Here is a 23,333-nt window from a genome sequence, read left to right as displayed (position 1 = left end):
ACGCCATCCCAGCGCATTGGTTCTTAACAGGTTCAGTACGTCAGCTTTTTGTAACCATCAACGCCAGTTCGATAGGTGCCAGCCCGTCAATGGTACCGTGAATGCTATCTCCGGCCACAACCGGCCCCACACCAGACGGCGTGCCCGTCATCACCACGTCCCCCGGCCCAAGGTGGTAAAACCTAGACAGGTGCATCACGATCTCTGTTGGCGACCAAACCATCTCAGAGAGACGCCCTTCCTGGCGCACCTCTCCGCTTACTTTCAAAGCAATAGCTTGATCGGCCAATGCGCCGAATTCCGTCGCACGTGTCATCTCTGCAAACACGGCAGACCCTTCTACGTCTTTGCCCAACGACCAAGGTCGCCGATGATCTTTGCCATCCTGCTGTCGGTCCCGTCGTGTCATATCCAGCGCACAGCCATAGGCAAAAATCGCCGCCGCGGCCTCTGCTTCACTGGTTTCAAACACCTCCGCGCCAATGGCAAAGGCCAATTCCATTTCGTGATGGTAGTTGGATGTGCCTGCTGGATAAGCCAGCGTCGCGCCACTCAACACAGCATGGGCAACAGACTTGGTGAAATACCACGGCGCCTCTCGATCCACCTCGCCCCCCATCTCCGCCGCATGGGCCGCGTAATTCCGCCCAACGCAAAAGATGCGCCGAACGGGATAAGCAGCGGTCTCTCCCTCGACGGGAACCGCAAAAACCTCATGTGGGTCAAACAAATAGCGCATGATCTTTCCTCCCCAAGCCCCTCAAGACACCAAGGAACCTGGTTGTAGTAGCGCTATCACGCGCCAGAAGAAAGTCAGCTCACGCAGATATCAGGCAAACAGGAAGTTGCGGGGATCGGCCACCTGCGCCAGCGACAGTTCACCTTGCAACAACATTCCCCCGTGGTCCCCGACATAAATCACAATGCCTTGCTCTACTTCTGAGATGGTCAGGTCGTCGATCGAGCTGATGTCATCATAGTCCAGCGAAATCAAATCTTTGCCCGGTTCAAAGTCAGTGATGATATCGCCATCCATCATATCCTCAAGCTCAAACGCAAAGGTGTCAGACCCATTGTAGCCAGTCATCGTGTCGCGACCGCTTCCACCTTTCAGCGTGTCAGACCCTTGACCGCCATTCATGCTGTCATTGTCATCGCCCCCGCGCAGCACGTCATCGCCTTGATTGCCCAAAAGCGTGTCGGCGCCTTGGTTGCCAGACATGCTGTCATTGCCTTCGCCACCCTTGAGGCTATCGTCACCCGCGTGGCCATACAGCGCGTCATTGCCGTCATCGCCATAGACAAAATCGTCCTGTTTGCCGCCTTCCATACGATCATTGCCGTCGCCGCCACGGACCGTGTCAAAACCACCATTGGCAATGATGTTGTCATTTCCTGCGAGACCAAGGATGGAGTCATTTCCACCTTCTGTGACAATCTCATCATCTCCCGAGGTGCCTTCAACAACGCGCCCCTCTTCCGCTGGCGGAGGTGGCGTATCGCCAAACTCAAAGACCAATTGCACCATCTCATACGGATTCAGCGACAAGGTTACATCGTCGCTATTGACCTCAACATCCGTCACCGTGGCCCGTACATCGTATTCGTTGAAGTAATACGGCTCGCCATCAATGATGGTGCTGTCTGCCTGAACGTATTCTCCATTGTCACGATACACCCCGTCAGAGCTGTCCGCAGAGCGGTCATACCCAACCTTCACGCCATAGGCATTCTCATAGCCCGACACCAGGCTGGACAGGTCCAGATCAAGATCCACGGCCTCCCCAGTGCGCGAGGCCACTTGCACCACAACCTTGCCATCTTCCTGATACGCCTGGATTTCCATACGGCCATCATCATTGGAGAAATTGGTCTCCAACAGCTGCATACCCACCAATTCCGAAGACATCACATCAAAGGTCGCGCCGCGCACAGAATTCACAACCCAGCCATCCTCATTCAGGATCGGCATGTCCGAACGTGTCCCTGCCAGCATCGAGGTGGTGTTGTGCACCACCGGCCAGCCATGCGCGGCATCCGTGCCCCAACTGACCATATACTCCATCATCTCCGGAAGAATACCGGCGGAGCGAATGCCGTTCTGTTCAAGATTGGTGGTGCGAATATTCCATTCCGTCACATGCAGGTCGAGCTCTTTGTCAAAGTCGGCTTCCCAAATGGCGTAGTCATTGGGAATAAAGCCCTGTTCGTTACCGTCTCCGGTAAACTCATCATAGTCGCGGCGGTAGTAATAATGCTCCACCACGCCATCGATGGCCTCCCGCGCTTCCTCTGACAACAGGTCAATGATGTGCTGGTTGGCATCATCGCGACGCTCTCCAAACGGGCGATCGTCCACCGACGTATGGTATTCGCTGCCCTCATTCGGCGTGGCCATCTGCACAATGATGCTCGGCTGATCGTCTTCCGACACCCCAGCCCGCTCCATGCCTTCGGCCAAAGCCCGCGCAGCAATATCAGCCTTTGTGCCGTAAGAGGTCTCACCAATGGCCCAATATTCATTACCAATCTCAATCGCCTCGATCTGATCGGCATAATCCGTGACCATTATCTCTGCAAATCGTGCAATGTCGTCGTATTTGTCCTCATACTCCTCAATCGAGTAGAGTTTGGTGGCAATCACCATGGTGACCTTCACGTCGGTGCCGTTGTCATGCGCCGCAATCGCCGCGTCCAAGGCATTGCGCACCTCTTCCCGCAGCACCATTTCGCCGTCTCCATTTTCTTCCAGCTCGATCACATTGAGCCAGTCGATGCCCTCATTTTCGCCATCTAGGGAATCCCCCTGCCCAGCCGGGAAACGGAAGTTCTGAATGTCCAGCGCCCGCGCGCCTTCCACATAGTTCTCAAGTGGCACGCCCATATCCGTGTTCACGCTGAACACCGTGTTGGCACCAAACATTTCCTGCGACACCACCATTCCGGTGCCAGACGAGCTTTGCAGCGTCATCGACATCTGGGTCGCGTCATTGCTGCTGGTGGGCGCTGCAGTGGTGGTTGGGGACGGGTCAAAATTGCCAATCCACAACGTGTGATCGCTGATCACATTGGCATCAACCCCATGCATCACGGCCATCATGCGGCCATCATACTCAAGGATCGCATCTGTGCCGTCTTCATCCTGATAAATCACCAGGTTTTCGGCCACATCTTCGGCACTCAATGGCGTGCCATCCGGCCCCAACAGCGTCAGGAACTCCACCTCTTGGTTTTCAGTCGAGAACTCGTAGCCATAAATCTCCACTGGTGCCATGCCGTCCTCGGTGGGCACGTAGATGTCATAGGCATCCCGCCCTTCCTGTCCGCCAATCACATCACCTGCATCGGCAATAAAGTGGTCATCGCCAAACCCGCCAATCGCCAGGTCCTGCCCGTTGCCACCGGCCACACTGTCGCGGGTGTTGAGCACATCATCGCCCTGCCCACCTTCTAGCGTATCGCCACCAAGCCCGCCAATCAGCGTGTCATCGCCAAGACCGCCATGCAGGTTGTCATCTGTTGGCGCACCACTGGCATCCCCCTCCAGCAAGTCGTCGCCATCCAGCAACCCGGTCAACTCCGGCGAGAAGTTGCCCAGCCAGTTGGTATCCGCCCGGAAATCATCGGCGGGATAGCCTTCAATAAAGGCCACCATCATCCCGTCATAATAGACCTCAACGCCGGAGCCATCCTCGGCATCCGCCAGCCGTCCGCCATTGGCCTGAATTTCTTCTGGCGAAATAATCTCCCCCTCTGCATTGAGGAAAGTCAGCAGTTCCGTGCGCAACTCCGCACCTTCGCCATGGAACAGTTGGAAATCAGTGATGGTCACAGGCGCGCCGCCTACCACTACTTTGAACTTGTCAACCCCATCGCCACCGGTGAGCGTATCTCCGTCATCACCGGTAAGCCGGTCATTGCCAATCCCGCCGTGCAGCACGTCAGAGGCGGTCTCTTCCGCCAAATCATCCAGCGCCACAAGCACGTCGTCACCCTGATCGCCGCGCACATAATCTGAACCGCTCCCGGCCACCACCACGTCATCACCCGGCGAGCCAATCAGCGTATCATCACCGGCTTCTCCAAACAGGAAGTCGTCGCCCTTGCCGCCTTTGATCAGGTCGTCCCCATCGTTGCCGCTAACCACATCAACGCCATACCGGCCGAGTAGAACGTCGTCGCCCTCGCCCCCCTCAATCAGATCATTGCCAAAGGAACCATCCAACCGATCATTGCCTGCAGCGCCTGACATGGTGTCATCACGCTCCGTCCCGATCAGCGTATCATCGCCATCTGTGCCGACGATTTCTTCGCCCGGATTGCTGACAATGGATTCCTCATCTGGTTCGCGAACCCCCAAACCAAGGTCGCCCAAAACGGTCTCAATATCGCGCACAATATCCCCGACAGTGTCATCTGAGGTATCATCAGGGCCACTCCCGCCGGTCACAGTGTCATCACGGGTATCCGGAGTGCCGTCCCCCCCCGCGCCATCGTCGCTGCCGTCCCCGCCTGTTCCGGTGGAGCCATCCATCGTGGCCGCAGCCACGCCCGCCAACAAAGGCAATAAAACGCTCAAAAAAAACATAGACTGCCCCCACAGGATTTGCCGGAAACTCGAAAAAGTAGTCGGAGATAGTGCCAGTAGGATCAGCCTATCGCCAAAATTGTGTAGGGGTTAAGAAAAAATTTATACGAACTGTTTCCAATTCTGGAACAGTTGCGCACCAAGGGCGCATTTTCAGCGCCAAACGGCTAAAATCACATCTCCGCAATCCTGAGCGCGCTCCTCAGATCCACCAGCGAATCCGAAGAGGGCAGCGAGCATTTGCGCGCTTCTGCGAACAAATCGAACATAGACAGAATCGCAAAACTGACGCAATTTTGTGGCAGACCTAGTCACTTCCGCTAAGTTAGCGTTTGCATTTTCACAATATTTTGCAATTACTTAAAGCCACACAGCGCCGGCACTCGGACCATCTACTAAATTATTAGTTGACTGAAAAAAGCGCATTTGACACCTTTAGGCATCCGGTCTGCTAGGCTGGTCTACAAACAATTGGGAGGACAAGATGCGTAAGTATCTTATCTCCGCCGTCGCGGCGTCTGCCGTGATTGCGGGTACACAATCGCTACATGCCGACGAAGCGGCAGCCAAGCGCTGGATCGACGCAGAATTCCAGCCGTCTTCGCTGTCCAAAGACGAGCAGATGGGCGAAATGCAGTGGTTCATCTCCGCTGCACAGCCCTATGCGGGCATGGAAATCAACGTGCTGTCGGAAGGCATTCCGACCCACGGCTATGAGGCCGAAGTACTGACCAAGGCCTTTGAAGAAATCACCGGCATCAAGGTCAACCACCAGATCCTCGGCGAGGGCGAAGTGGTTCAAGCGGTGCAGACACAGATGCAGACCAAGCGGAACCTCTATGACGGCTACGTCAATGACTCCGACCTGATCGGCACGCACTCCCGTCTGCAGCTGGCTTACAACCTGACCGACATGATGGCAGGCGAATGGTCCGGCACCACCTCACCGACACTGGATCTTGATGACTTCATGGGTACCCAGTTCACCACCGGCCCGGATGGGGATCTGTACCAGCTGCCAGATCAGCAGTTCGCAAACCTCTACTGGTTCCGCAAAGACTGGTTTGACCGCGAAGACCTGCAAGACGCCTTCAAAGCCAAATACGGCTATGACCTCGGAGTGCCAGTCAACTGGTCTGCCTATGAGGACATCGCAGAGTTCTTCTCCAAAGACGTGAAGAACATCGACGGCGTCGACATCTACGGCCACATGGACTACGGCAAACGCGCCCCTGACCTTGGCTGGCGTATGACCGACGCATGGCTCTCCATGGCAGGCGCAGGCTCCAAAGGTGAACCAAACGGTGTGCCAATCGACGAATGGGGCATCCGCATGGAAGAAGGCTCCTGTAACCCGGCTGGCGCATCCGTCACCCGCGGTGGTGCTGCCAACGGTCCAGCCGCGGTCTACGCGATCCGCAAATGGGACGAATGGCTGCGCAACTACGCCCCTCCCGGCGCAGCGTCTTACGACTTCTACCAGTCTCTGCCAGCTCTGGCACAAGGCAACGTGGCCCAGCAGATCTTCTGGTACACCGCCTTTACCGCAGACATGGTGAAGCCACAGTCTGAAGGCAACAACACCGTGGACGGCGACGGCAACCCATTGTGGCGTATGGCACCAAGCCCACACGGCCCCTACTGGGAAGAAGGTCAGAAGGTTGGCTATCAGGACGTAGGCTCCTGGACCTTCCTGAAGTCCACCCCATCGGACCGCGCGCAAGCTGCATGGCTCTACGCTCAGTTCGTGACCTCCAAAACGGTTGACGTGAAGAAATCCCACGTGGGTCTGACCTTCATCCGTGACAGCTCTGTGAACCACGAAAGCTTCACCGAGCGTGCCCCGAAACTGGGTGGTCTGGTAGAATTCTACCGCTCACCTGATCGTGTGGCATGGTCCCCAACCGGTGTGAACGTGCCGGATTACCCGAAGCTGGCGCAAATCTGGTGGCAGCAGATCGGTGACGTGAACTCTGGTGCCTTCACACCGCAGGAAGCGATGGACCGCCTGGCCGAAGAAATGGACATCACCATGGCCCGTATGCAGCGTGCAGACGAAGCCCAGAATGTCTACGGCGGCTGCGGCCCGCGTCTGAACGAAGAGAAAGACGCAGAGTGGTGGTTTGCCAACGGCGGCGCGAAGCCAAAGCTGGACAACGAAAAGCCACAGGGCGAGACCGTCAACTACGACGACCTCGTAGCCCGCTGGAGCTCTAACTAAAAGTTGTCGCGCAAATTTGGGGAGCGGACATTCGCTCCCCAAACAAGCGGCAACTTAAGGTTCCTCCAGACCATTCACTCCCCGTGAAATTGGTCGAACTGGCCGGGGCTTACCCTCTAAGCCCCGGCCAATCTGCCCAACTCCCCCCCACTCGGGTCCCTCCTCCACAGGGCGAAACAAGGATCAAAAGGTGCATCCATGGCACTGGAAATAAATAATATTACGAAGGTCGTACAGGGTGTGACACACATCAAACCCACGACCCTTACGTTGAGAAAAGGCCACTTCAACGTGCTGCTGGGCGAAACCGGCGCTGGCAAAACTTCTCTGATCAAGATGATGGCCGGGCTTGACCCGATCGCCTCCGGTCAGATCCTCATGGAGGGCGAAGACGTCAGCGCCCTCACCACCCAGAAACGCAAGATCAGCCTCGTGCACCAGTTCTTTGTGAACTACCCGCACATGACCGTGTTTGAAAACATCGCCTCACCTTTGAAGGTCGCGGGCATGGCCAAATCCGAGATCAACGACCGCGTCGCAGAGGCCGCAGACATTCTGCAACTTGGCCCCATGCTGCAGCGTCGCCCACACGAACTCTCTGGTGGTCAACAACAGCGCTGCGCCCTCGCCCGCGCCATTGCCAAAGAAAGCCGCGCGGTGTTCTTGGATGAGCCGCTGGCCAACCTTGACTACAAACTGCGCGAAGAGCTGCGCGAGCAGCTGCCCGAGCTGTTTGCAGGTCGCGGCGCCGTGGTGGTCTACGCCACTTCTGAGCCTGAAGAAGCGCTGCTTCTGGGCGGCGAAACCGCCCTCATGGTGGATGGGTCCGTGGCCCAGTTTGGCCCCACAGCGGAGATCTACCGCACACCAGCGTCTTTGACTGCCGCCAGCGTGTTTTCAGACCCGCCCATCAACTACGCCTCCGTCACCAAACGAGGCGACGCCATGCACCTTGGCAATCTCAGCTGGACTGCATCTGGCGAAGCGGCAGGTCTTACAGATGGCGACTACGTAATGGCTGTGCGCCCCCATCACGTTCTGCCCCACGCACATGACGGCTCTGACGTCGCCTTGACTGGCCACGTGGGAGTGACCGAACTCTCCGGCTCCGAAAGCTCAGCCCACTTTGAGTTTGACGGCAACAGCTGGGTCAGCCTGGCCCATGGCACGCACCCGTATCGGATTGGTGAAGACCACGAATTCTTCCTTGATCCCACCACCTGTTTCTATTTCGCGCCCGACGGCGCCCGCGTCGGCTAAGGGGCATTAAAGAATGGCGAAAATCACTCTCAAAAACCTGCGGCACAGTTATTATCCCAACCCCAAGGGACCGGATGACTTTGCCCTCAAAGAAGTCGACTTGGATTGGCAGGACGGCGGCGCTTATGCCCTGCTTGGCCCGTCTGGCTGTGGCAAGTCCACGCTTCTCAATATCATCTCCGGCCTGCTGGAGCCATCCGAAGGCCAAATCCTGTTTGACGGTCAGGACGTCACCAAACTGCCCCCGGATCAGCGCGACATCGCGCAGGTGTTTCAGTTCCCGGTGATCTACGACACCATGACCGTGCGCCAAAACCTCGCGTTCCCGCTCAAAAACCGTGGCGTTGATCCGGCGATCATCGAACAACGCGTGGCCGAGATTGCCGAAATGCTTGAAGTCACCGACATTCTGGACCGCAAAGCAGCAGGCCTGTCACCGGACAACAAACAGAAAATCTCCATGGGTCGCGGCCTCGTGCGCGATGACGTGAACGTCGTAATGTTTGACGAACCGCTCACCGTGATCGACCCCCACCTCAAGTGGAAGCTGCGCACCAAACTCAAAGAGCTTCACCAGCGTGTGTCCCACACGATGATCTACGTCACCCACGACCAGACAGAGGCGCTCACCTTCGCCGATCAGGTTGTGGTGATGCAGTTGGGTGAAGTGGTGCAAATCGGCACACCAGAAGAGCTGTTTGAACGCCCCGCACACACTTTTGTGGGCCACTTCATTGGCTCCCCCGGCATGAACGTGTTGCCTGCGACCATCAAAGACGGCCAAGCGCTGTTCAACGGCACCCCTATCGCGCTGGAAGGCCCGATCCACCCTGACACCAAAGGCACGTTGGAAATTGGCATCCGCCCGGAGTTTGTGGCGCTTGGCGACACCGGCATCGCCGGCACGGTCACACGTGTCTCTGATGTGGGTCGCCACGCCGTGGTGCAAGTCACAGTCGCGGACACCAAAATCTCCGCGGTTGTGAACGGCACCCCACCGGCAATGGGCGACACCGTGCACCTACAACTCACAGCCGCTCAAACACGGCTCTACGCCAACGGCTGGATTGCTTCCACGCCCGCGCAAAAGGAGAGCGCAGCATGAAAACCGAAAACCAAAAAGCCTGGTTCTTCGTGGCCCCGGTGCTGCTGCTTGTGGCGTTCAACGCCATCATTCCAATGATGACAGTGGTCAACTACTCGGTCCAAGAAACCTTTGGGGACAACCTCTTCTTCTGGGAAGGCCTCACCTGGTTTGAACAAATCCTGCGATCAGAGCGCTTCCACGCCGCACTGGGACGTCAATTCTTCTTCACCTTCATGATCCTGATCATCGAAGTGCCCCTTGGCATCGCCATCGCGCTTGCCATGCCGCGCCAAGGCTTCTGGGTGCCGGTTTGCCTTGTGCTCATGGCGCTGCCGATGCTGATCCCATGGAACGTGGTTGGCGCGATGTGGAACATCTTTGCCCTGCCTGACATTGGCCTCTTGGGTTACTTCCTGAACCACGTGCTCGGTATCAACTACGACATGACACAGGACCCTGTGGCAGCATGGATCACCATTATTGGCATGGACGTCTGGCACTGGACCTCGCTGGTTGTTCTCTTGGCCTATGCTGGTCTCGTCTCGATCCCGGATGCCTATTATCAGGCCGCCAAAATCGACGGCGCCTCCAACTGGTCGGTGTTCCGCTATATCCAACTGCCCAAGATGAAGAACGTGCTAACCATCGCCATCCTTCTGCGCTTCATGGACAGCTTCAACATCTACACTGAACCCTTTGTGCTGACCGGCGGTGGCCCCGGCAACTCGACCACGCTCCTGTCCATCGATCTGGTGAAAATCGCATTGGGTCAGTTTGACCTCGGCCCCGCCGCCGCGATGAGCCTCATTTACTTCGCAATCACCCTCTTTGTGTCCTGGCTGTTCTACACGCTGATGACCAAAGACGACCTGAACTAAGGAGAGCGATCATGCGTAAAAGATCACTCGTTCCCATCCTCTATATCTTCTTTCTGATGCTGCCGATCTACTGGCTGGTGGCAATGAGCTTCAAAACCACCAACGAGATCCTCTCCGGGTTTTCGCTCTTCCCACAGACCTTCACGCTGGAGGCCTACATCACGATCTTCACCGATCCGACATGGTATTGGGGCTACATCAACTCGATCATCTACGTGTCTCTGAACACAGTGATTTCCATCGCGGTGGCACTGCCTGCAGCCTATGCGTTCTCCCGCTACCGCTTTCTGGGCGACAAGCAGCTGTTCTTCTGGCTGCTGACCAACCGCATGGCGCCTGCGGCCGTGTTTGCCCTGCCCTTCTTTCAGCTCTACTCCGCTGTGGGCCTGTTTGACACCCACCTCGCCGTGGCTCTGGCACACTGCCTGTTCAACATCCCGCTCGCCGTGTGGATTTTGGAAGGCTTCATGGGCGGCGTGCCAAAAGAACTGGATGAAACCGCCTATGTGGATGGCTACTCCTTCCCGCGTTTCTTCCTGACAATCTTCATCCCGACGATCAAAGCTGGTGTTGGCGTGGCTGCCTTCTTCTGCTTTATGTTCTCATGGGTGGAGCTGCTCTTGGCCAAGACCCTGACAGCTGTGGCTGCGAAGCCAATTGCCGCCACGATGACCAAGACAGCGTCGTCAGCTGGTTATGAGCTGGGCCTGCTGGCTGCTGCTGGCACGCTCACCATCATCCCCGGCGCCATCGTGATCTATTTTGTCCGCAACTACATCGCGAAGGGCTTCGCGATGGGGAGAGTTTGATATGCTTAGCTGGATGGCATGGACCTGGCCCACGGCCGCAATCTTCACCTGCTTGTTCTCCACAATTGGCCTGCTGATTGTGCTGGAGATCAAATACCCCGGCGGGGCGGAGCGCAAAGGCGCGCTTGGCCTCACCACCACCCGCGGCGACCGGCTGTTCCTGACCTGCTTGGGAGGCAGTTTCATCTTTCTCGCCTGGCTGGGCCTGATGGGCGAGCCGCTTTGGTGGCCACTTGGATTGGCGATTGGCTGGGGCACTTTCTGCTTCTGGAAGGTCTGACCCACATTCGAAGAACAATCCAAAGGGCAGCGCCACGAAAGGCGCTGCCCTTTTTGTATCGTAAGATCCGCGTCACCTGCTCCTGGCCGCACGCTCTGATGCCTCCGGCGGGGATATTAAGAGCAAGAAGAAACAGAGGCGCATTCGCTTCTCCTTCGAGAAATGCCTCAAGGGCGTAGCCACCGGGGACAGGGACAGAGACCCCAAATCTTAAGCAGCAGAAACATTCCTTAACGCTGATGCGATCCCAACAAACGCACCTCCGCAAAACAGCCGCAATACCGACCGAATACCGACGTGGATTTCAAACCTTAACAGCCCCGCCACATATCTCAGTGACGAAGCCGTTTCATTGCAATTCTGGAGGTCGTTACCAGCTGCGCTGTGCCATTGTGTTGAGCTCGTTCAAACGATCCAAATTGGCCACCGTGCTGAGCATGATCCGCTCATGGCTCCAGTCCTCTGGCTCGGTCAAAGACACCGCCCCAAGCAGCACCACACCGGCCATCAAAACCGACATGCCAGCGCCCAAAACAAAAGCTTCTTTTGCCGGATCGTCCTGATCTCGCGCGATTTCTACAATCCGGTCCTTCAACATCGACCGACGTGACAGGAATGGGATCTTCCGGCCCACCAAAGGAACACCAAAGGCCGCGGGCTGCGCCTTGGCCTGCGCCTGCGAAAACCGGGCAATTTCGAGCAACCGAAGCGCATAACCATGTGCGTCAAAGCCTTTGCGCGCAAGATAGGCCCGGTCGCATGCCAACTCGCCCAACTTACGCAACCGACTGGAAAGGAACCAAAAACCGGGATTGAGCACTGCCAGAGGAGAGATCAAAGACAGCAACACCTCGGCATCCACGTCCCCTTGACGAATGTGCTGCATCTCATGGCCCAAAGCCATCTCAACTCCCGCCCCATCGCGAAACAAAGACGTCGGCAACACCACGTAGTAACGCAGCAAACCACGGGTCGAAAACGGCACGTTCACAGCAGGAGACACAACAACAGACACCCACCGCGTGCGCTGAACAACCCGTCCCGCAGCAATAGCCCGACGAATACGCCCAATGTTGACGGCCAAGTAAATACTGCGCACGACAAACCCAGCGGCAAAAGCCGCAATCAGACCCTGCGCAACAATTGACCCACCGGTGGACATCTGCGCCAACCACTGTGTCTTCAACGCCAACAGCGCCGACATCTCCTGTGCGGACAACGCAATATTGCCACTAAGCACCTGAGAAACCACAACATCCGTGGCATTCACCGAAGCCGCATAAGACGTTGTCATCAGATACGGCGTGACCAACGGCACCAGCGCCAAACAGGCAATCGCCGCCATGCCCAACCGTCGTCGGGTATGAAAACTGCGCCGTCCACCGGACAGCACAAAAAGGCCCTCAAAACAGGCAAAAACACATGCGGCCAACAGGATCAGTAGCTGAACCCAGATCGCCCCCCCTACGATTTGATCAACCGTCATCCTTTCTGATCCTTGTGTCGATGATCTCTTTGATTTCCTGGATCATTTCGTCTGTCAGATCCTCATTATCCACCAGTCGCGCCACCAGCGCCGTCGGGGTTCCTCCAAACAAGGTTTTAGACAGATTTTTCAGGCTGCGACCTTCGTAGTCGCGCTTCTGAACGGCAGGGGTATACACCAACGCCCGGTCCTTGCGGTCCGAGGTCACAAACCCTTTGTCGTCGAGAATTTTCATCACGGTAGCGACAGACGTATAGGCGCGCTGCTGATCGTCTTTCAGCGCCCCCATAATGTCGCGCACAGACCCTGTACCGATCTCCCAAAGGGCGATCATAAATTCCAGCTCAACATCCGTGAGCATCTCACTGCGTCGACGTGCCAACGTGGCCACTCCGTGTTTGATTACTAGAGAATTAGTACTGCATCGCGGCATTTTGGGGAAGTGTTTTTTGCACGGCAGCGATCAGCCAACAATACCAGAGATCGCTGGACTCGCCGGAGGCAATAGCCCTTTGAATATCTTTATAATTACCAGAGAGTTACCATGGTGCGGGTGAAGGGACTTGAACCCCCACGCCTCGCGGCGCCAGAACCTAAATCTGGTGCGTCTACCAATTCCGCCACACCCGCACGATGGGCGCGTCTTAGCAAAGCTTTTTGCGGGATGCGAGCGGAAAATTGGCAGAAATGACATTTCCGTCAAAACAATTCAGCAGCCTCGCAGTCTGCACCACTGAAAGTCACCCAATCAGCTGAATGGCCTGAACTTCCTGCCGCCGTGCAACGGGGCGGGCCATGGCCCCAATGTCTCCGCGCGCAATCCCGGGAAACAACGCCATCAGCTCGGCGCGACTTTCGTCAGGCAGACCTTGCAAAGCCCCCGGCCCCGCAAACAGGCTTTCAGTAAAAAGCCCCTCACTATCTACAATCTCATGCTGATCAAATTGCAAATGAATATAGGTCACAGGACCGTCGGGCCGCACCACGCGCACACTGCTGTCATTCACAAGATGCACCGCGGCAGCCAGCACTTGAGGCTCGCCGCAAAACAACTCGGCGCGCCAGCCATCCAACAAGACGCGATGCTGCGGCGATACCGTCAGAGCGCGGCACGGCCGCCCGGCCCCAAAGGCATTTTTTTGTATCTGCACCGGGCGGAATTCTGGGTTGGCTATGAGCTGGACACCTCTCAAGGTGACTTGACCAACCCAACGCACAGTTTGAAATCCGTGATCCAGCGTCTTGACCTTATCCCCCACCTGAATGTCCTCAACCGGCTTTTGTCCGCCCTGTACGCGGATCATCGTTCCCGGCGTGAAACACGGCGGCGCCGCGATATCGGACTGGTCAACAGACGCCCCTCCAGAGGGCCCTTCCTGCGCTGAGATGACGGTCAGAGCAACGCCCACTGGCGGAAACTCATCCACAAAAGCCAGCCCCTCAACAGTACCGTATGTGGGCGATGAGTTGTTGAAATTCACCGATAGAACGCGGTAGGTCAGCCCGGTGTTGGGGTCAAGCAACACAAACTCATACTCAGCCTCGATCCGCGTTCGGTTACTGTATGTTGTGCCGTCAAACGTTTGAGTGCCATCCAATCTTTGATTACCGTCGTTGTCATCAAAGTTGGTATCGCTGTTCCGGTCGCGCACAAATATCTGTTCCCAGGCATTGCTGTTAAGTGTGATGGTTTCCCCCACTAGGTGACTACCGTCCCCCTGTGTGATCCCGTCCAGAGACACGCCACCAGATACCGAGACGTGAGTTTCCCCCAACGCCCAAAATGAATAATTCGCCATGGAACAGACCTGCCCGACCTGCGTTTTTATTGTTGCACTCAGACTACGCTAAATTTGAAGCAAAGACCAGCAATCCGCCGCAAGCTATGGCTGCTCGTTGCTTAAAGAGCTCAAAACCTGCGGCAGCATCTCTGGCAAATCCTCCGCGATCAAACCGGGCCCAAACGCCCGCGCACACTCCACATGCAGCCACGCCGCTGTCTCTGCCGCCTGTTGCGGCGCCAATCCGCGCGCAAGCAGCCCCGTGATGAACCCAGCCAAAACATCCCCTGAACCCGCAGTCGCCAACCAGGGCGCCGCGCGCTGATAGACCGCCGCATTCACGGCACATTGCCCATTTGGCGAAGCAATCACCGTATCCGGCCCCTTAAACAGAACGACGCACCCTGCCCGTGCGGCAGCTTCGCGAGTGGCGTCCACCTTGGAAAAAGCCGGCCCTCGGGTCGGCGGTTCCGCCGGCTTGGCGGCAATGTCCGGAAACAGCCGCGCAAACTCGCCACCATGCGGCGTCAGCACCACGCTCTCATGCAAAAGATCAAAAAGTTCTGATGGATCCTCCGCAAATGCGCTTAATGCATCCGCATCCAACACCGCCGCACGTTTGGTTGCCAGAGCCACCGGCACCAACTCCCGCGCACGCTCCAGCCCCATACCCGGCCCCAGGCAAAGCGCATTATGGCATTCATCTCCAAGCACGTTCTCAAGCGTTTTTGCATCTGCCACCCGCTGCAGCATCAAGGCTGTGATCTGACAGGCCACTTCCTGTTGCGCGTTGGGCGGCACCCCCAGCGTGACCAGCCCCGCGCCAATGCGCAGCGCCCCCCGTGCCGCTAACCTCGCGGCGCCGGTTTTGCCGGAGCCGCCGGAGAGTATCAGCGCGTGCCCGTGTCCAAATTTGTGCTGCGAGGGGCACTTACGCAGTCGACTTAGGGAGACTCCCCTTTTGGATTGAAAATCCTCCCCTCCCGCCTCACCGACCAAAAGCGAAAGGAAGGCGGGCCGCCGCGTCTTGGCGGGTGAACCCCCTGGCATTTTGGGCCCGTGCGGGAAGGTCACATCATACTTAGCGCCATTGTATACTCGCCGTCGCGCAGAGAGACCGATATCTTTGACAACGGTTTTGCCACAAAGAGCTGGCCCTTGCGCTAAAAAGTGGCCTGGCTTTGCGCTGTCAAAGCAGACGGTCAAAGCAGCGAAACGCTCCGTTAAAACGCGCGGCCCACAACCTTGACTTACTGTTTTCTTGATTTCAGCCGGTAGATTATCGAACACCCCCTCGGGCCATTGGCGAACCTGGTCTTGCGCCAATACACGACCGCTGTCCAAACAAAGCCCCGAAGGCGCGTCAATACTGACCAATCGATCCTGATATGAATCCCCGTCTATGCCCGACAGATGTCGCACCACTTGAAACAGCTCTCCATCCAGCGCGCGTGACAATCCTGTGCCAAAAATGGCGTCCACGTACAGAGTTGCGAAATCACCGCTGCGTATGCCGCTCTCTGTTAGCGGAGCAACCGCCCCCAACGCACACCACCGCTCATAATTCACCCGCGCATCCAGCGGCAGCTTCTCTGCTTCCCCGTAAAGAAACACCTCCACACCCCAACCCTGCCGCTGCAACAACCGCGCCACCACAAATCCGTCGCCGCCATTGTTCCCCGGCCCACACAGCACAACCGCCCGCTTTCTCATTCCAGAAATATCTCGGGGGTCTGGGGGCTGGCCCCCAGCCTGCGCTTCAGAACCACCCAGCTCCGGCCATTCTTCGATAATAGCCTCGACCACGCCCTGCCCGGCCCGCTCCATCAGCTCCAGGCCGGTCACCTCGCCCGACTCAATCGCCGCTTGTTCAATGGCGCGCATTTGGGCTGCGGTTAACAATTCGCTCATTTGTGAAACTTCCTGCGATTCAATTCAGCGCAGTTTTGCGCCACTTTGCCTATTTTTTAGGCACACCCCTGAAATCCACCCACCCAGAGCGCCCTGCGTCACCCTATCCAATTGTGACCTAGCAATGAAAGTGGTCTGTCGGGTTTCAAGACCGCACCTGAGGAGGAGCCTCCACATGAAAAAGATCGAAGCCATCATCAAGCCGTTCAAACTTGATGAAGTCAAAGAAGCCCTGCAGGACTTTGGTATCCAGGGTCTAAGCGTTGTTGAAGTCAAAGGTTTTGGCCGTCAAAAAGGCCACACCGAGCTGTACCGTGGCGCTGAATATGTTGTGGACTTCCTGCCCAAAGTGAAAATCGAAGTTGTGCTTGAGGCCGATCAGGTTGACGGTGCAATCGAAGCCATCGTGGGTGCGGCCAAAACCGACAAAATCGGTGACGGCAAAATCTTTGTCTCCCCCGTGGAGCAAGCCATCCGCATCCGTACCGGTGAATCCGGCCCGGACGCCCTGTAAATTCACCCAGAATTCAAAGCAATCAGAAGGACCAAGGGAATGAGCGTAGACGCAGTTCTCCAGCTGATCAAAGACGAAGATGCCGCATATGTGGACATCCGTTTCACCGACACACGTGGCCGCTTGCAGCACGTGACTGTGGATGTGGATCTTGTTGACGAAGACTTCCTCGAAGAAGGCTTCATGTTTGACGGTTCCTCCATCGCGGGTTGGAAATCCATCGAAAACTCCGACATGAAACTGATCCCGGACACCACGTCTGCGTACATCGATCCGTTCTATGCCGAAAAAACCATCTGCATCCACTGCTCCATTGTTGAGCCGGACACAGGTGAAGCTTACGAACGTGACCCACGCGGCACCGCCGAAAAAGCAGAAGCCTACCTGAAATCTTCCGGTATCGGTGACGTGGCCTATATGGGTCCAGAAGCAGAGTTCTTCCTGTTTGACGACGTGCGCTTTGAGAACAAAATCAACAAAGTATCTTACGAAGTTGATGCCATCGACGGGTCCTGGAACTCCGACACCGAATATGAAATGGGCAACATGGGCCACCGCCCTGGTGTCAAAGGTGGTTACTTCCCAACCAACCCAACCGACGACGCACACGACCTGCGTTCCGAGATGCTCTCCACCATGAAGCGTCTGGGTATGAAAACTGACAAGCACCACCACGAAGTGGCCTCCTGTCAGCACGAGCTGGGCCTGATCTTTGACAGCCTGACCAAACAGGCCGACGAGCTGCAGAAGTATAAGTACGTGATCCACAACGTGGCCGCGTCTTACGGCAAATCCGCCACCTTCATGCCAAAGCCGATCTACGGCGACAACGGCACCGGCATGCACGTGAACATGTCCATCTGGAAAGACGGCAAGCCGTTGTTTGCAGGCGACAAATACGCTGACCTGTCTCAGGAAGCACTGTACTTCATTGGTGGTATCCTGAAGCACGCCAAGACTTTGAACGCCTTCACCAACCCGGCGACAAACTCTTACAAGCGTCTGATCCCTGGCTTCGAAGCCCCCGTTCTGCGCGCCTACTCCGCACGTAACCGCTCCGGCTGTGTCCGTATCCCATGGACCGAAAGCCCAAAAGCCAAGCGCGTAGAGGCACGTTTCCCTGATCCAGCGGCAAACCCCTATCTGTGCTTCGCTGCACTGCTGATGGCCGGCCTTGACGGCATCAAGAACAAGATCGATCCAGGCGAAGCCATGGACAAAAACCTCTATGACCTGCCTGCCGAAGAGCTGGCGGACATCCCAACTGTCTGTGGCTCCCTGCGCGAAGCCATGGAAGCTCTGGCTGAAGATCACGACTTCCTGCTGGCCGGTGACGTGTTCACCAAAGACCAGATCGACGGCTACATTGAGCTGAAAATGGAAGAGGTGGAGCACTATGAGCACACCCCACACCCGGTTGAATTTGGCATGTACTACAGCTGCTAAATCCAACTTGGATCAAATATTTAAGGGCGCTCCTCGGAGCGCCCTTTTTGTTTGCCCCGCCTACAAGTCGAATTCAAAGCCGCTTGGCTAGAACGCGCCTTTGCCAATGCTCCATCCCAACTTCCGTTCACGAATTTCAAGCTTACAAGACAAGTTGTTCTGCCGACATTCAGTCTCCAAAGCATCAAGAAACGATTTCAGATGATCCGCACGGCGGACAGCTCCCCCATCGGCGCCGCTCGGAGCCAAAATGTTCGTAGACACAAAGACGTTCCCATCAACGGAATGAGCAAAGTTTACAGGATTCCTGAATAATGCAGCGCTCTTCTCAGACGGCGAAACTTCGCGTGAAAGTCCTACCGCTCCCTTCAACCTAACCATACCGGCATTTTCTGGCCACTCTCGAGCCACGACCCCTACCAGGCTATTCGGGTCAAATTCATGTTTTAAAACTACATCCACAAAGAAAGCGTGATGCCTGCGGAAGCAAGCAAACAGTAAAGCGTTCGACCGTTTTCTTTTGCATTTTTGCCAGGTCTTCGTGGTCGCCTTTACGCGTGTAATGACGTGCTAAGATGTCAATCCAAAAAAACCTTGAGTTGCTTATGTGTGAATAAGCCTCGCTAGCCAAACTAACCAATACCTTCACGACCTTTATCAACCCGATAGTAGGCCCACAACAGACGTGCCGCTACAGAGCGCCAGGGAGACCAGGCCACCGCCATTTGCCGCAATGCCCTCTCCTTTGGCCGTTCATCCAACCCAAACAGAATCCGCGCGCTTTCCTGCAACGCCAAATCGCCGGGTGCAAACACATCCGCACGGCCGAGAGAAAACATCGCGTAAATCTCTGCCGTCCAAATTCCAATACCGCTAACCTGGGTCAACGTCTTGAAAACCTCGCCGTTGGGTGCAGATCTAAGCGCCTCAAAATCAATACCTTCGTCCGCCAAGGCACGCGCATAACGCATCTTTTGCCGACTGAGCCCTGCCCCACGCAAGTCATCCTCCGACGCAGCGACAATCGCCTCTGGCGATACCAAGCCCGCGTCTTGCATGCGTTTCCAGATCGCAGCTGCGGACGCCACGCTGACCTGTTGGCTCACAATCGCACTCAGCAGCTGATCAAACCCGTCCGGACGCAGCCGTAACGGCAAAGGGCCTGTCAGCTCCAACGCCTGCGCAAACCGGGGATCTTGATCCGCCAACCACGCCGCGCCCTCAGCCACACAGTCTTCGGTTTTGATAATCCGTCCAACGTCCACAAGCGCCTCCAAAGTCTCACTGTACCTTAGTCGCGGCTTGGTGAAGTGCAACCACTGGACCTCAGCTGCTTAACAAGCTAACGCTTGGCGCATGACCGACATCACCTCCCTCCCCGCCGATGACAACCGCGCCAAGCGCAACGTGTTTATTCTTGTTTTGGCACAGGCCTTTCTAGGCTCGCAAATGCCGTTGATCTTCACGATTGGCGGATTGGCGGGACAATCACTGGCTTCGAACATCTGCTTTGCGACATTGCCCATTTCGCTGATTGTTTTGGGGTCGATGCTTTCAGCCACACCGCTTTCAGCGATCATGCAGAAATACGGACGTCGCACCGGATTTGTTGTTGGCACCATGGGCGGGGCTTTGGGTGGCGCCGTAGGGGCGTATGGCCTTTACCTCAACAGTTTCCCGGTCTTCCTCTTCGGCTCGCTATTGACGGGCGTATACATGTCCGCACAAGGCTTCTTCCGCTTTGCCGCAGCGGACACTGCTTCTGAAGCCTTCCGGCCCAAAGCCATCTCCTACGTGATGGCGGGCGGTCTGCTTTCGGCGATCATTGGCCCGCAACTGGTCAAAGTGACGTCTGACTCCATGGTTGTGCCGTTCCTTGGCGCCTACATCGCAGTGATCGCAATCAACGTCATCGGCTCTCTGCTGTTCCTGTTCATCGACATTCCTAAGCCCCCAGTTCCCTCGCCAGACGCCCCCAAAGGCCGCACCCGGTGGGAGCTGATCACCAGCCCGCGCATTGCTGTGTCGGTGATCTGCGCCATGGTGGCCTACGCGCTGATGAATCTGGTGATGACCTCAACACCTTTGGCCGTTGTCGGCTGTGGCTTTGAGCAAAACGACGCTGCTGATGTGGTCACCGCCCACGTGCTGGCAATGTTTGTGCCATCGTTCTTCACCGGTCACCTGATCGCAAAATTTGGCGTCGAGAAAATCCTCGCAACCGGCATCTTGATCCTCGGCTTGGCTGGCGGTGTGGCGCTTCAAGGCGTTGAGCTGGAGAACTTCTTCATCGCGCTGATCCTGCTGGGGCTTGGCTGGAACTTCGGCTTCATCGGCGCAACCACCATGCTCGCCGGTGCCCACACCGTCGAAGAACGAGGTCGTATGCAGGGCATGAACGATGTGATTGTCTTTGGCGGTGTGACCGTGGCCTCGCTGGCCTCAGGCGGATTGATGAACTGCTCCGGTGGGGATGCCGTGACCGGCTGGACCAGCGTGAACCTCGCCATGGCGCCGTTCCTGATGCTGGCCGGTGGTGCTCTCATCTGGCTGATGTTCCGGCCTTCCGAAGAAACTGCCTAAACGAATTGGCGGGCGTTTCACCAGCGCCCGCTCATACCTCGCCACAGCAGTCCAACCCGCTTGCCGAACTCGCTCATACCAAGCGCGCCTTGTGCCACCCGCTCCGGTTCTGCTGCGGCTTGCGACAATACCGTTTCTACCTGCCAACAGCTCAAAAACGCCTGCGCAGCCTGCGTTGACACCGCGCCACGATTGGCGCGCGCTTTCCTGAACCGCACCAGTCCTTCTTTGGCCAAAGCACTGACAGCCTGCGGCCGTCCATCGACCAATGGCACGCGTTTTTGCGCCTCCAGCGCGGGAATGGCCTGTAGCCAATTTGCAAGCGCCAAGGCATAGCCCGCATCCAGCGCGACGTTTTCCTCACAGGGCCCAAGACTGCGCGCAGCCGCCAACAAAAGCGCGCCACCAGTGTCCTGCAGGTACCGCATTTGATGCGCCAGGTTCTCAAACGGGTCTTTGTAAATGTCCCAGCGCCGCGCCTCGATCAACCGATCCAGAACCTCCGCATCTTCGACACTCAAAACCTCTGCCAAAGGTGACACAACCTCATGCCGCCGCACCGGTTTGCCTTCGCGGATTTCATCCAGCGCATCGCGCCACCATTGCAGGCGCATCTCGGCAATCATCGTCTCCTGCGTCACCCAAGGCGCGCGGGCAACTTCCACATTAAACGCATAAATCGGCAGCAGCACATCCCGCGCCGCAGGCTTCGCCGCGAGCACGGCGGCAAACCGATCCGGGTCTGCGCGCTGCAGCAATTCGGCACAGGCGTTTAGATCGTCCTGTGTCACGCAAGGGCTCCCGACATATAAGCACCCTTGGCGCCAACATGCACCAGTTTCCAATTCAACGCATCCAACAGCGCCTCAAAGCTCGCATCGACTATGTTGGCCGACACGCCAACTGTGGCCCATCGCCGTCCTGTGTCATCCTCAAAGTCTATTATGACCCGCGTGACCGCCTCTGTGCCGCCATTGGTGATCCGCACCTTAAAGTCGACCAGACGCACGTCATCTATGACCTCTTGGTATGGCCCAAGATCGGATTTAAGCGCCTGCCAAAGGGCGTTCACCGGCCCCTCGTCACTCATTTCATCAGCATGGTCATTTTTGAAGTAGCTCGTTGTCTTACCGCCATTGGGCAGCTGAACGGTGACGACAGCCTCACTCTCAACCACCAGATGCCCGCGCGCGTTACGACGGCGCTCAGAAATCACCCGGTAACGCTCTACATCAAAAAAGCTTTCTGTCAGCCCCAATGCATCCCGCGCCAACAACTCAAAACTGGCCTGCGCCGTGTCATACGAATAGCCTTTGGCCTCGGCCTCTTTGATGCGGTTGAGAATGTCTCCCAGTGCTGGATTGCCTTTCTCGACCTCCAGCCCCGCATCCGCCAACCGTTTGCGCAGGTTGCTCTGCCCAGCTTGATTGGACATCGGAATGACCCGCTCATTGCCCACCACGGACGGATCCACATGCTCATAGGTGCTTGGGTCTTTCAGGATCGCGCTGGCGTGCAACCCCGCCTTGTGGGCAAAGGCACTGGCCCCAACATATGCCGCCTGCCGCATCGGCACACGGTTTAAGATGTCATCCAACATCCGGCTGGCGCGCGTCAGCCCTTCCAGCGTCTCAACGCTCACCCCGATCTCCAGCGTGCTGGCATAGGGCTCCTTGAGCAACAACGTCGGGATAAGCGTGGTCAGGTTCGCATTGCCACAGCGCTCGCCCAGACCATTCAAAGTACCCTGCACCTGCCGAGCCCCGGCGTCCACCGCGGCGAGCGAGTTGGCCACCGCATGTTCTGTGTCATTGTGGGTGTGGATACCCAAATGATCGCCTGGAATGCCTGCTGCAATCACCGCCTTGGTGATCTCATAGACCTCGCGCGGCAAAGCCCCGCCATTGGTGTCACACAAAACAACCCAACGTGCACCGGCTTCATAGGCCGCTCTCACCACCTCCAGCGCATAATCCGGATTGGCCTTGAAACCGTCAAAGAAATGCTCCGCGTCAAACAACGCCTCACGTCCTTGCGCCACCATATAGGCCACGGATTTGGCGACGTTTTCGGTGTTTTCCGCCAACGTGATGCCAAGCGCTTTGGTCACGTGGAAATCATGGGTCTTGCCCACCAAACAGACGGCCTCTGTGCCCGCATTCATCACCGCCGCCAGCACATCATCGTTTTCTGCCGACATGCCCGCGCGTTTGGTCATGCCAAAAGCAGTGAAAGTCGCGTTCAGTTTGGGTTTAGAGTCAAAAAAATCACTGTCGGTCGGGTTCGCACCGGGCCAGCCGCCTTCGATGTAGTCGATGCCCATCGCGTCCAAAGTCGCCGCAATCTGCGCCTTTTCACCGGTGGAAAACTGTACACCCTGTGTCTGCTGCCCATCTCGCAGCGTGGTGTCGTAGAGATAGAGGCGTTCCTTGCGCATAGCTTGGCCTTCCGCTGTGTCTCAAATGCAGGCCGGAGCGCCCACACGAAAA

General features: G+C 56.8%; 18 protein-coding genes and 1 tRNA gene. 9 read left to right on the top strand and 10 right to left on the bottom strand.

Annotated elements, in window-relative coordinates:
• Nucleotides 1–40: 40 nt before the first annotated feature.
• Both Q0955_RS03505 and Q0955_RS03500 read right to left on the bottom strand, forming a co-directional pair.
• The gene (locus Q0955_RS03505; RefSeq protein ID WP_299419924.1) at nt 41–739 is read right to left on the bottom strand and encodes a fumarylacetoacetate hydrolase family protein; all 699 of its coding nucleotides are present in this window, start codon (nt 737–739) and stop codon (nt 41–43) included.
• A gap of 90 nt (nt 740–829) precedes the next feature.
• On the bottom strand, nt 830–4,588 hold the full coding sequence (locus Q0955_RS03500; protein WP_299419921.1) for a calcium-binding protein: 3,759 nt from the start codon (nt 4,586–4,588) through the stop codon (nt 830–832).
• Nucleotides 4,589–5,072: 484 nt separating this feature from the next.
• On the opposite strand from Q0955_RS03500, the gene Q0955_RS03495 reads away from it, so the two are divergent.
• The 6 genes from Q0955_RS03495 (at nt 5,073) to Q0955_RS03470 (ending at nt 11,123) form a co-directional block, all read left to right on the top strand.
• A complete protein-coding gene (locus Q0955_RS03495; RefSeq protein ID WP_299419918.1) occupies nt 5,073–6,809 on the top strand; it encodes an ABC transporter substrate-binding protein in 1,737 nt (578 codons plus the stop codon).
• 198 nt (nt 6,810–7,007) lie between these two features.
• A complete protein-coding gene (locus Q0955_RS03490) occupies nt 7,008–8,069 on the top strand; it encodes an ABC transporter ATP-binding protein (RefSeq protein ID WP_299419916.1) in 1,062 nt (353 codons plus the stop codon).
• A gap of 13 nt (nt 8,070–8,082) precedes the next feature.
• Entirely contained in the window at nt 8,083–9,174 is a 1,092-nt protein-coding gene (locus tag Q0955_RS03485) for an ABC transporter ATP-binding protein (RefSeq protein WP_299419914.1), read from the top strand.
• On the top strand, nt 9,171–10,034 hold the full coding sequence (locus Q0955_RS03480; protein ID WP_164642126.1) for a sugar ABC transporter permease: 864 nt from the start codon (nt 9,171–9,173) through the stop codon (nt 10,032–10,034). The genes Q0955_RS03485 and Q0955_RS03480 overlap by 4 nt, the downstream gene beginning before the upstream one ends.
• A gap of 11 nt (nt 10,035–10,045) precedes the next feature.
• Nucleotides 10,046–10,843 (top strand): carbohydrate ABC transporter permease, encoded by a 798-nt coding sequence (locus Q0955_RS03475; protein WP_164642124.1) that lies wholly within the window; start codon nt 10,046–10,048, stop codon nt 10,841–10,843.
• A 1-nt stretch (nt 10,844) separates the two neighbouring features.
• Nucleotides 10,845–11,123 carry a DUF2160 domain-containing protein gene (locus Q0955_RS03470; protein ID WP_299419911.1) on the top strand — a complete coding sequence of 93 codons (279 nt, stop codon included), beginning with the start codon at nt 10,845–10,847 and terminating at the stop codon, nt 11,121–11,123.
• Between the two features lie 370 nt (nt 11,124–11,493).
• Here Q0955_RS03470 and Q0955_RS03465 read toward each other — a convergent pair whose 3' ends face one another.
• The 5 genes from Q0955_RS03465 to Q0955_RS03445 all read right to left on the bottom strand — a co-directional run bounded on the left by Q0955_RS03465 (nt 11,494) and on the right by Q0955_RS03445 (nt 16,301).
• Nucleotides 11,494–12,609, bottom strand: a complete 1,116-nt coding sequence (locus Q0955_RS03465; protein WP_299419908.1) for a M56 family metallopeptidase — start codon at nt 12,607–12,609, stop codon at nt 11,494–11,496.
• Nucleotides 12,599–12,991 carry a BlaI/MecI/CopY family transcriptional regulator gene (locus Q0955_RS03460; protein WP_299419906.1) on the bottom strand — a complete coding sequence of 131 codons (393 nt, stop codon included), beginning with the start codon at nt 12,989–12,991 and terminating at the stop codon, nt 12,599–12,601. Before Q0955_RS03460 ends, Q0955_RS03465 begins: the two co-directional genes overlap by 11 nt.
• A gap of 163 nt (nt 12,992–13,154) precedes the next feature.
• Nucleotides 13,155–13,239, bottom strand: a tRNA-Leu gene (locus Q0955_RS03455).
• A 110-nt stretch (nt 13,240–13,349) separates the two neighbouring features.
• Nucleotides 13,350–14,408, bottom strand: a complete 1,059-nt coding sequence (locus Q0955_RS03450; protein WP_299419903.1) for a Hint domain-containing protein — start codon at nt 14,406–14,408, stop codon at nt 13,350–13,352.
• A gap of 84 nt (nt 14,409–14,492) precedes the next feature.
• On the bottom strand, nt 14,493–16,301 hold the full coding sequence (locus Q0955_RS03445; protein WP_299419901.1) for an NAD(P)H-hydrate dehydratase: 1,809 nt from the start codon (nt 16,299–16,301) through the stop codon (nt 14,493–14,495).
• A 175-nt stretch (nt 16,302–16,476) separates the two neighbouring features.
• On the opposite strand from Q0955_RS03445, the gene Q0955_RS03440 reads away from it, so the two are divergent.
• The gene (locus tag Q0955_RS03440) at nt 16,477–16,815 is read left to right on the top strand and encodes a P-II family nitrogen regulator (protein ID WP_164642114.1); all 339 of its coding nucleotides are present in this window, start codon (nt 16,477–16,479) and stop codon (nt 16,813–16,815) included.
• Between the two features lie 39 nt (nt 16,816–16,854).
• Nucleotides 16,855–18,261: a type I glutamate--ammonia ligase gene (gene glnA / locus Q0955_RS03435; RefSeq protein WP_299419898.1), complete on the top strand. Its 1,407-nt coding sequence runs from the start codon at nt 16,855–16,857 to the stop codon at nt 18,259–18,261.
• Between the two features lie 632 nt (nt 18,262–18,893).
• On the opposite strand, the gene Q0955_RS03430 is transcribed toward glnA, so the two are convergent.
• Entirely contained in the window at nt 18,894–19,526 is a 633-nt protein-coding gene (locus Q0955_RS03430; protein ID WP_299419897.1) for a DNA-3-methyladenine glycosylase 2 family protein, read from the bottom strand.
• Nucleotides 19,527–19,617: 91 nt separating this feature from the next.
• Here Q0955_RS03430 and Q0955_RS03425 point away from each other — a divergent pair, with 91 nt between their 5' ends.
• The gene (locus Q0955_RS03425; RefSeq protein WP_299419895.1) at nt 19,618–20,844 is read left to right on the top strand and encodes an MFS transporter; all 1,227 of its coding nucleotides are present in this window, start codon (nt 19,618–19,620) and stop codon (nt 20,842–20,844) included.
• Between the two features lie 17 nt (nt 20,845–20,861).
• Here the strand turns inward: Q0955_RS03425 and Q0955_RS03420 are convergent, their stop codons facing one another.
• Together Q0955_RS03420 and cimA are read right to left on the bottom strand one after the other, a co-directional pair.
• On the bottom strand, nt 20,862–21,635 hold the full coding sequence (locus Q0955_RS03420) for a squalene/phytoene synthase family protein (protein ID WP_299419892.1): 774 nt from the start codon (nt 21,633–21,635) through the stop codon (nt 20,862–20,864).
• A complete protein-coding gene (gene cimA / locus Q0955_RS03415; RefSeq protein WP_299419890.1) occupies nt 21,632–23,281 on the bottom strand; it encodes a citramalate synthase in 1,650 nt (549 codons plus the stop codon). The genes Q0955_RS03420 and cimA overlap by 4 nt, the downstream gene beginning before the upstream one ends.
• Between the last annotated feature and the right edge of the window lie 52 nt (nt 23,282–23,333).

Source organism: uncultured Shimia sp. (genome assembly GCF_947493595.1).
Taxonomy (GTDB): Bacteria; Pseudomonadota; Alphaproteobacteria; order Rhodobacterales; family Rhodobacteraceae; genus Shimia.
Note: the sequence above shows the minus strand (reverse complement) of the source record. Positions and strands in the feature narration are given on the sequence as shown.

Excerpts from the sequence above, each read along its gene's own strand:
- Q0955_RS03505 (WP_299419924.1), bottom strand. The coding sequence starts at position 739 with ATGCGCTATTTGTTTGACCCACATGAGGTTTTTGCGGTTCCCGTCGAG.
- Q0955_RS03500 (WP_299419921.1), bottom strand. The coding sequence starts at position 4,588 with ATGTTTTTTTTGAGCGTTTTATTGCCTTTGTTGGCGGGCGTGGCTGCG.
- Q0955_RS03495 (WP_299419918.1), top strand. The coding sequence starts at position 5,073 with ATGCGTAAGTATCTTATCTCCGCCGTCGCGGCGTCTGCCGTGATTGCG.
- Q0955_RS03490 (WP_299419916.1), top strand. The coding sequence starts at position 7,008 with ATGGCACTGGAAATAAATAATATTACGAAGGTCGTACAGGGTGTGACA.
- Q0955_RS03485 (WP_299419914.1), top strand. The coding sequence starts at position 8,083 with ATGGCGAAAATCACTCTCAAAAACCTGCGGCACAGTTATTATCCCAAC.
- Q0955_RS03480 (WP_164642126.1), top strand. The coding sequence starts at position 9,171 with ATGAAAACCGAAAACCAAAAAGCCTGGTTCTTCGTGGCCCCGGTGCTG.
- Q0955_RS03475 (WP_164642124.1), top strand. The coding sequence starts at position 10,046 with ATGCGTAAAAGATCACTCGTTCCCATCCTCTATATCTTCTTTCTGATG.
- Q0955_RS03470 (WP_299419911.1), top strand. The coding sequence starts at position 10,845 with ATGCTTAGCTGGATGGCATGGACCTGGCCCACGGCCGCAATCTTCACC.
- Q0955_RS03465 (WP_299419908.1), bottom strand. The coding sequence starts at position 12,609 with ATGACGGTTGATCAAATCGTAGGGGGGGCGATCTGGGTTCAGCTACTG.
- Q0955_RS03450 (WP_299419903.1), bottom strand. The coding sequence starts at position 14,408 with ATGGCGAATTATTCATTTTGGGCGTTGGGGGAAACTCACGTCTCGGTA.
- Q0955_RS03445 (WP_299419901.1), bottom strand. The coding sequence starts at position 16,301 with ATGAGCGAATTGTTAACCGCAGCCCAAATGCGCGCCATTGAACAAGCG.
- Q0955_RS03440 (WP_164642114.1), top strand. The coding sequence starts at position 16,477 with ATGAAAAAGATCGAAGCCATCATCAAGCCGTTCAAACTTGATGAAGTC.
- glnA (WP_299419898.1), top strand. The coding sequence starts at position 16,855 with ATGAGCGTAGACGCAGTTCTCCAGCTGATCAAAGACGAAGATGCCGCA.
- Q0955_RS03425 (WP_299419895.1), top strand. The coding sequence starts at position 19,618 with ATGACCGACATCACCTCCCTCCCCGCCGATGACAACCGCGCCAAGCGC.
- cimA (WP_299419890.1), bottom strand. The coding sequence starts at position 23,281 with ATGCGCAAGGAACGCCTCTATCTCTACGACACCACGCTGCGAGATGGG.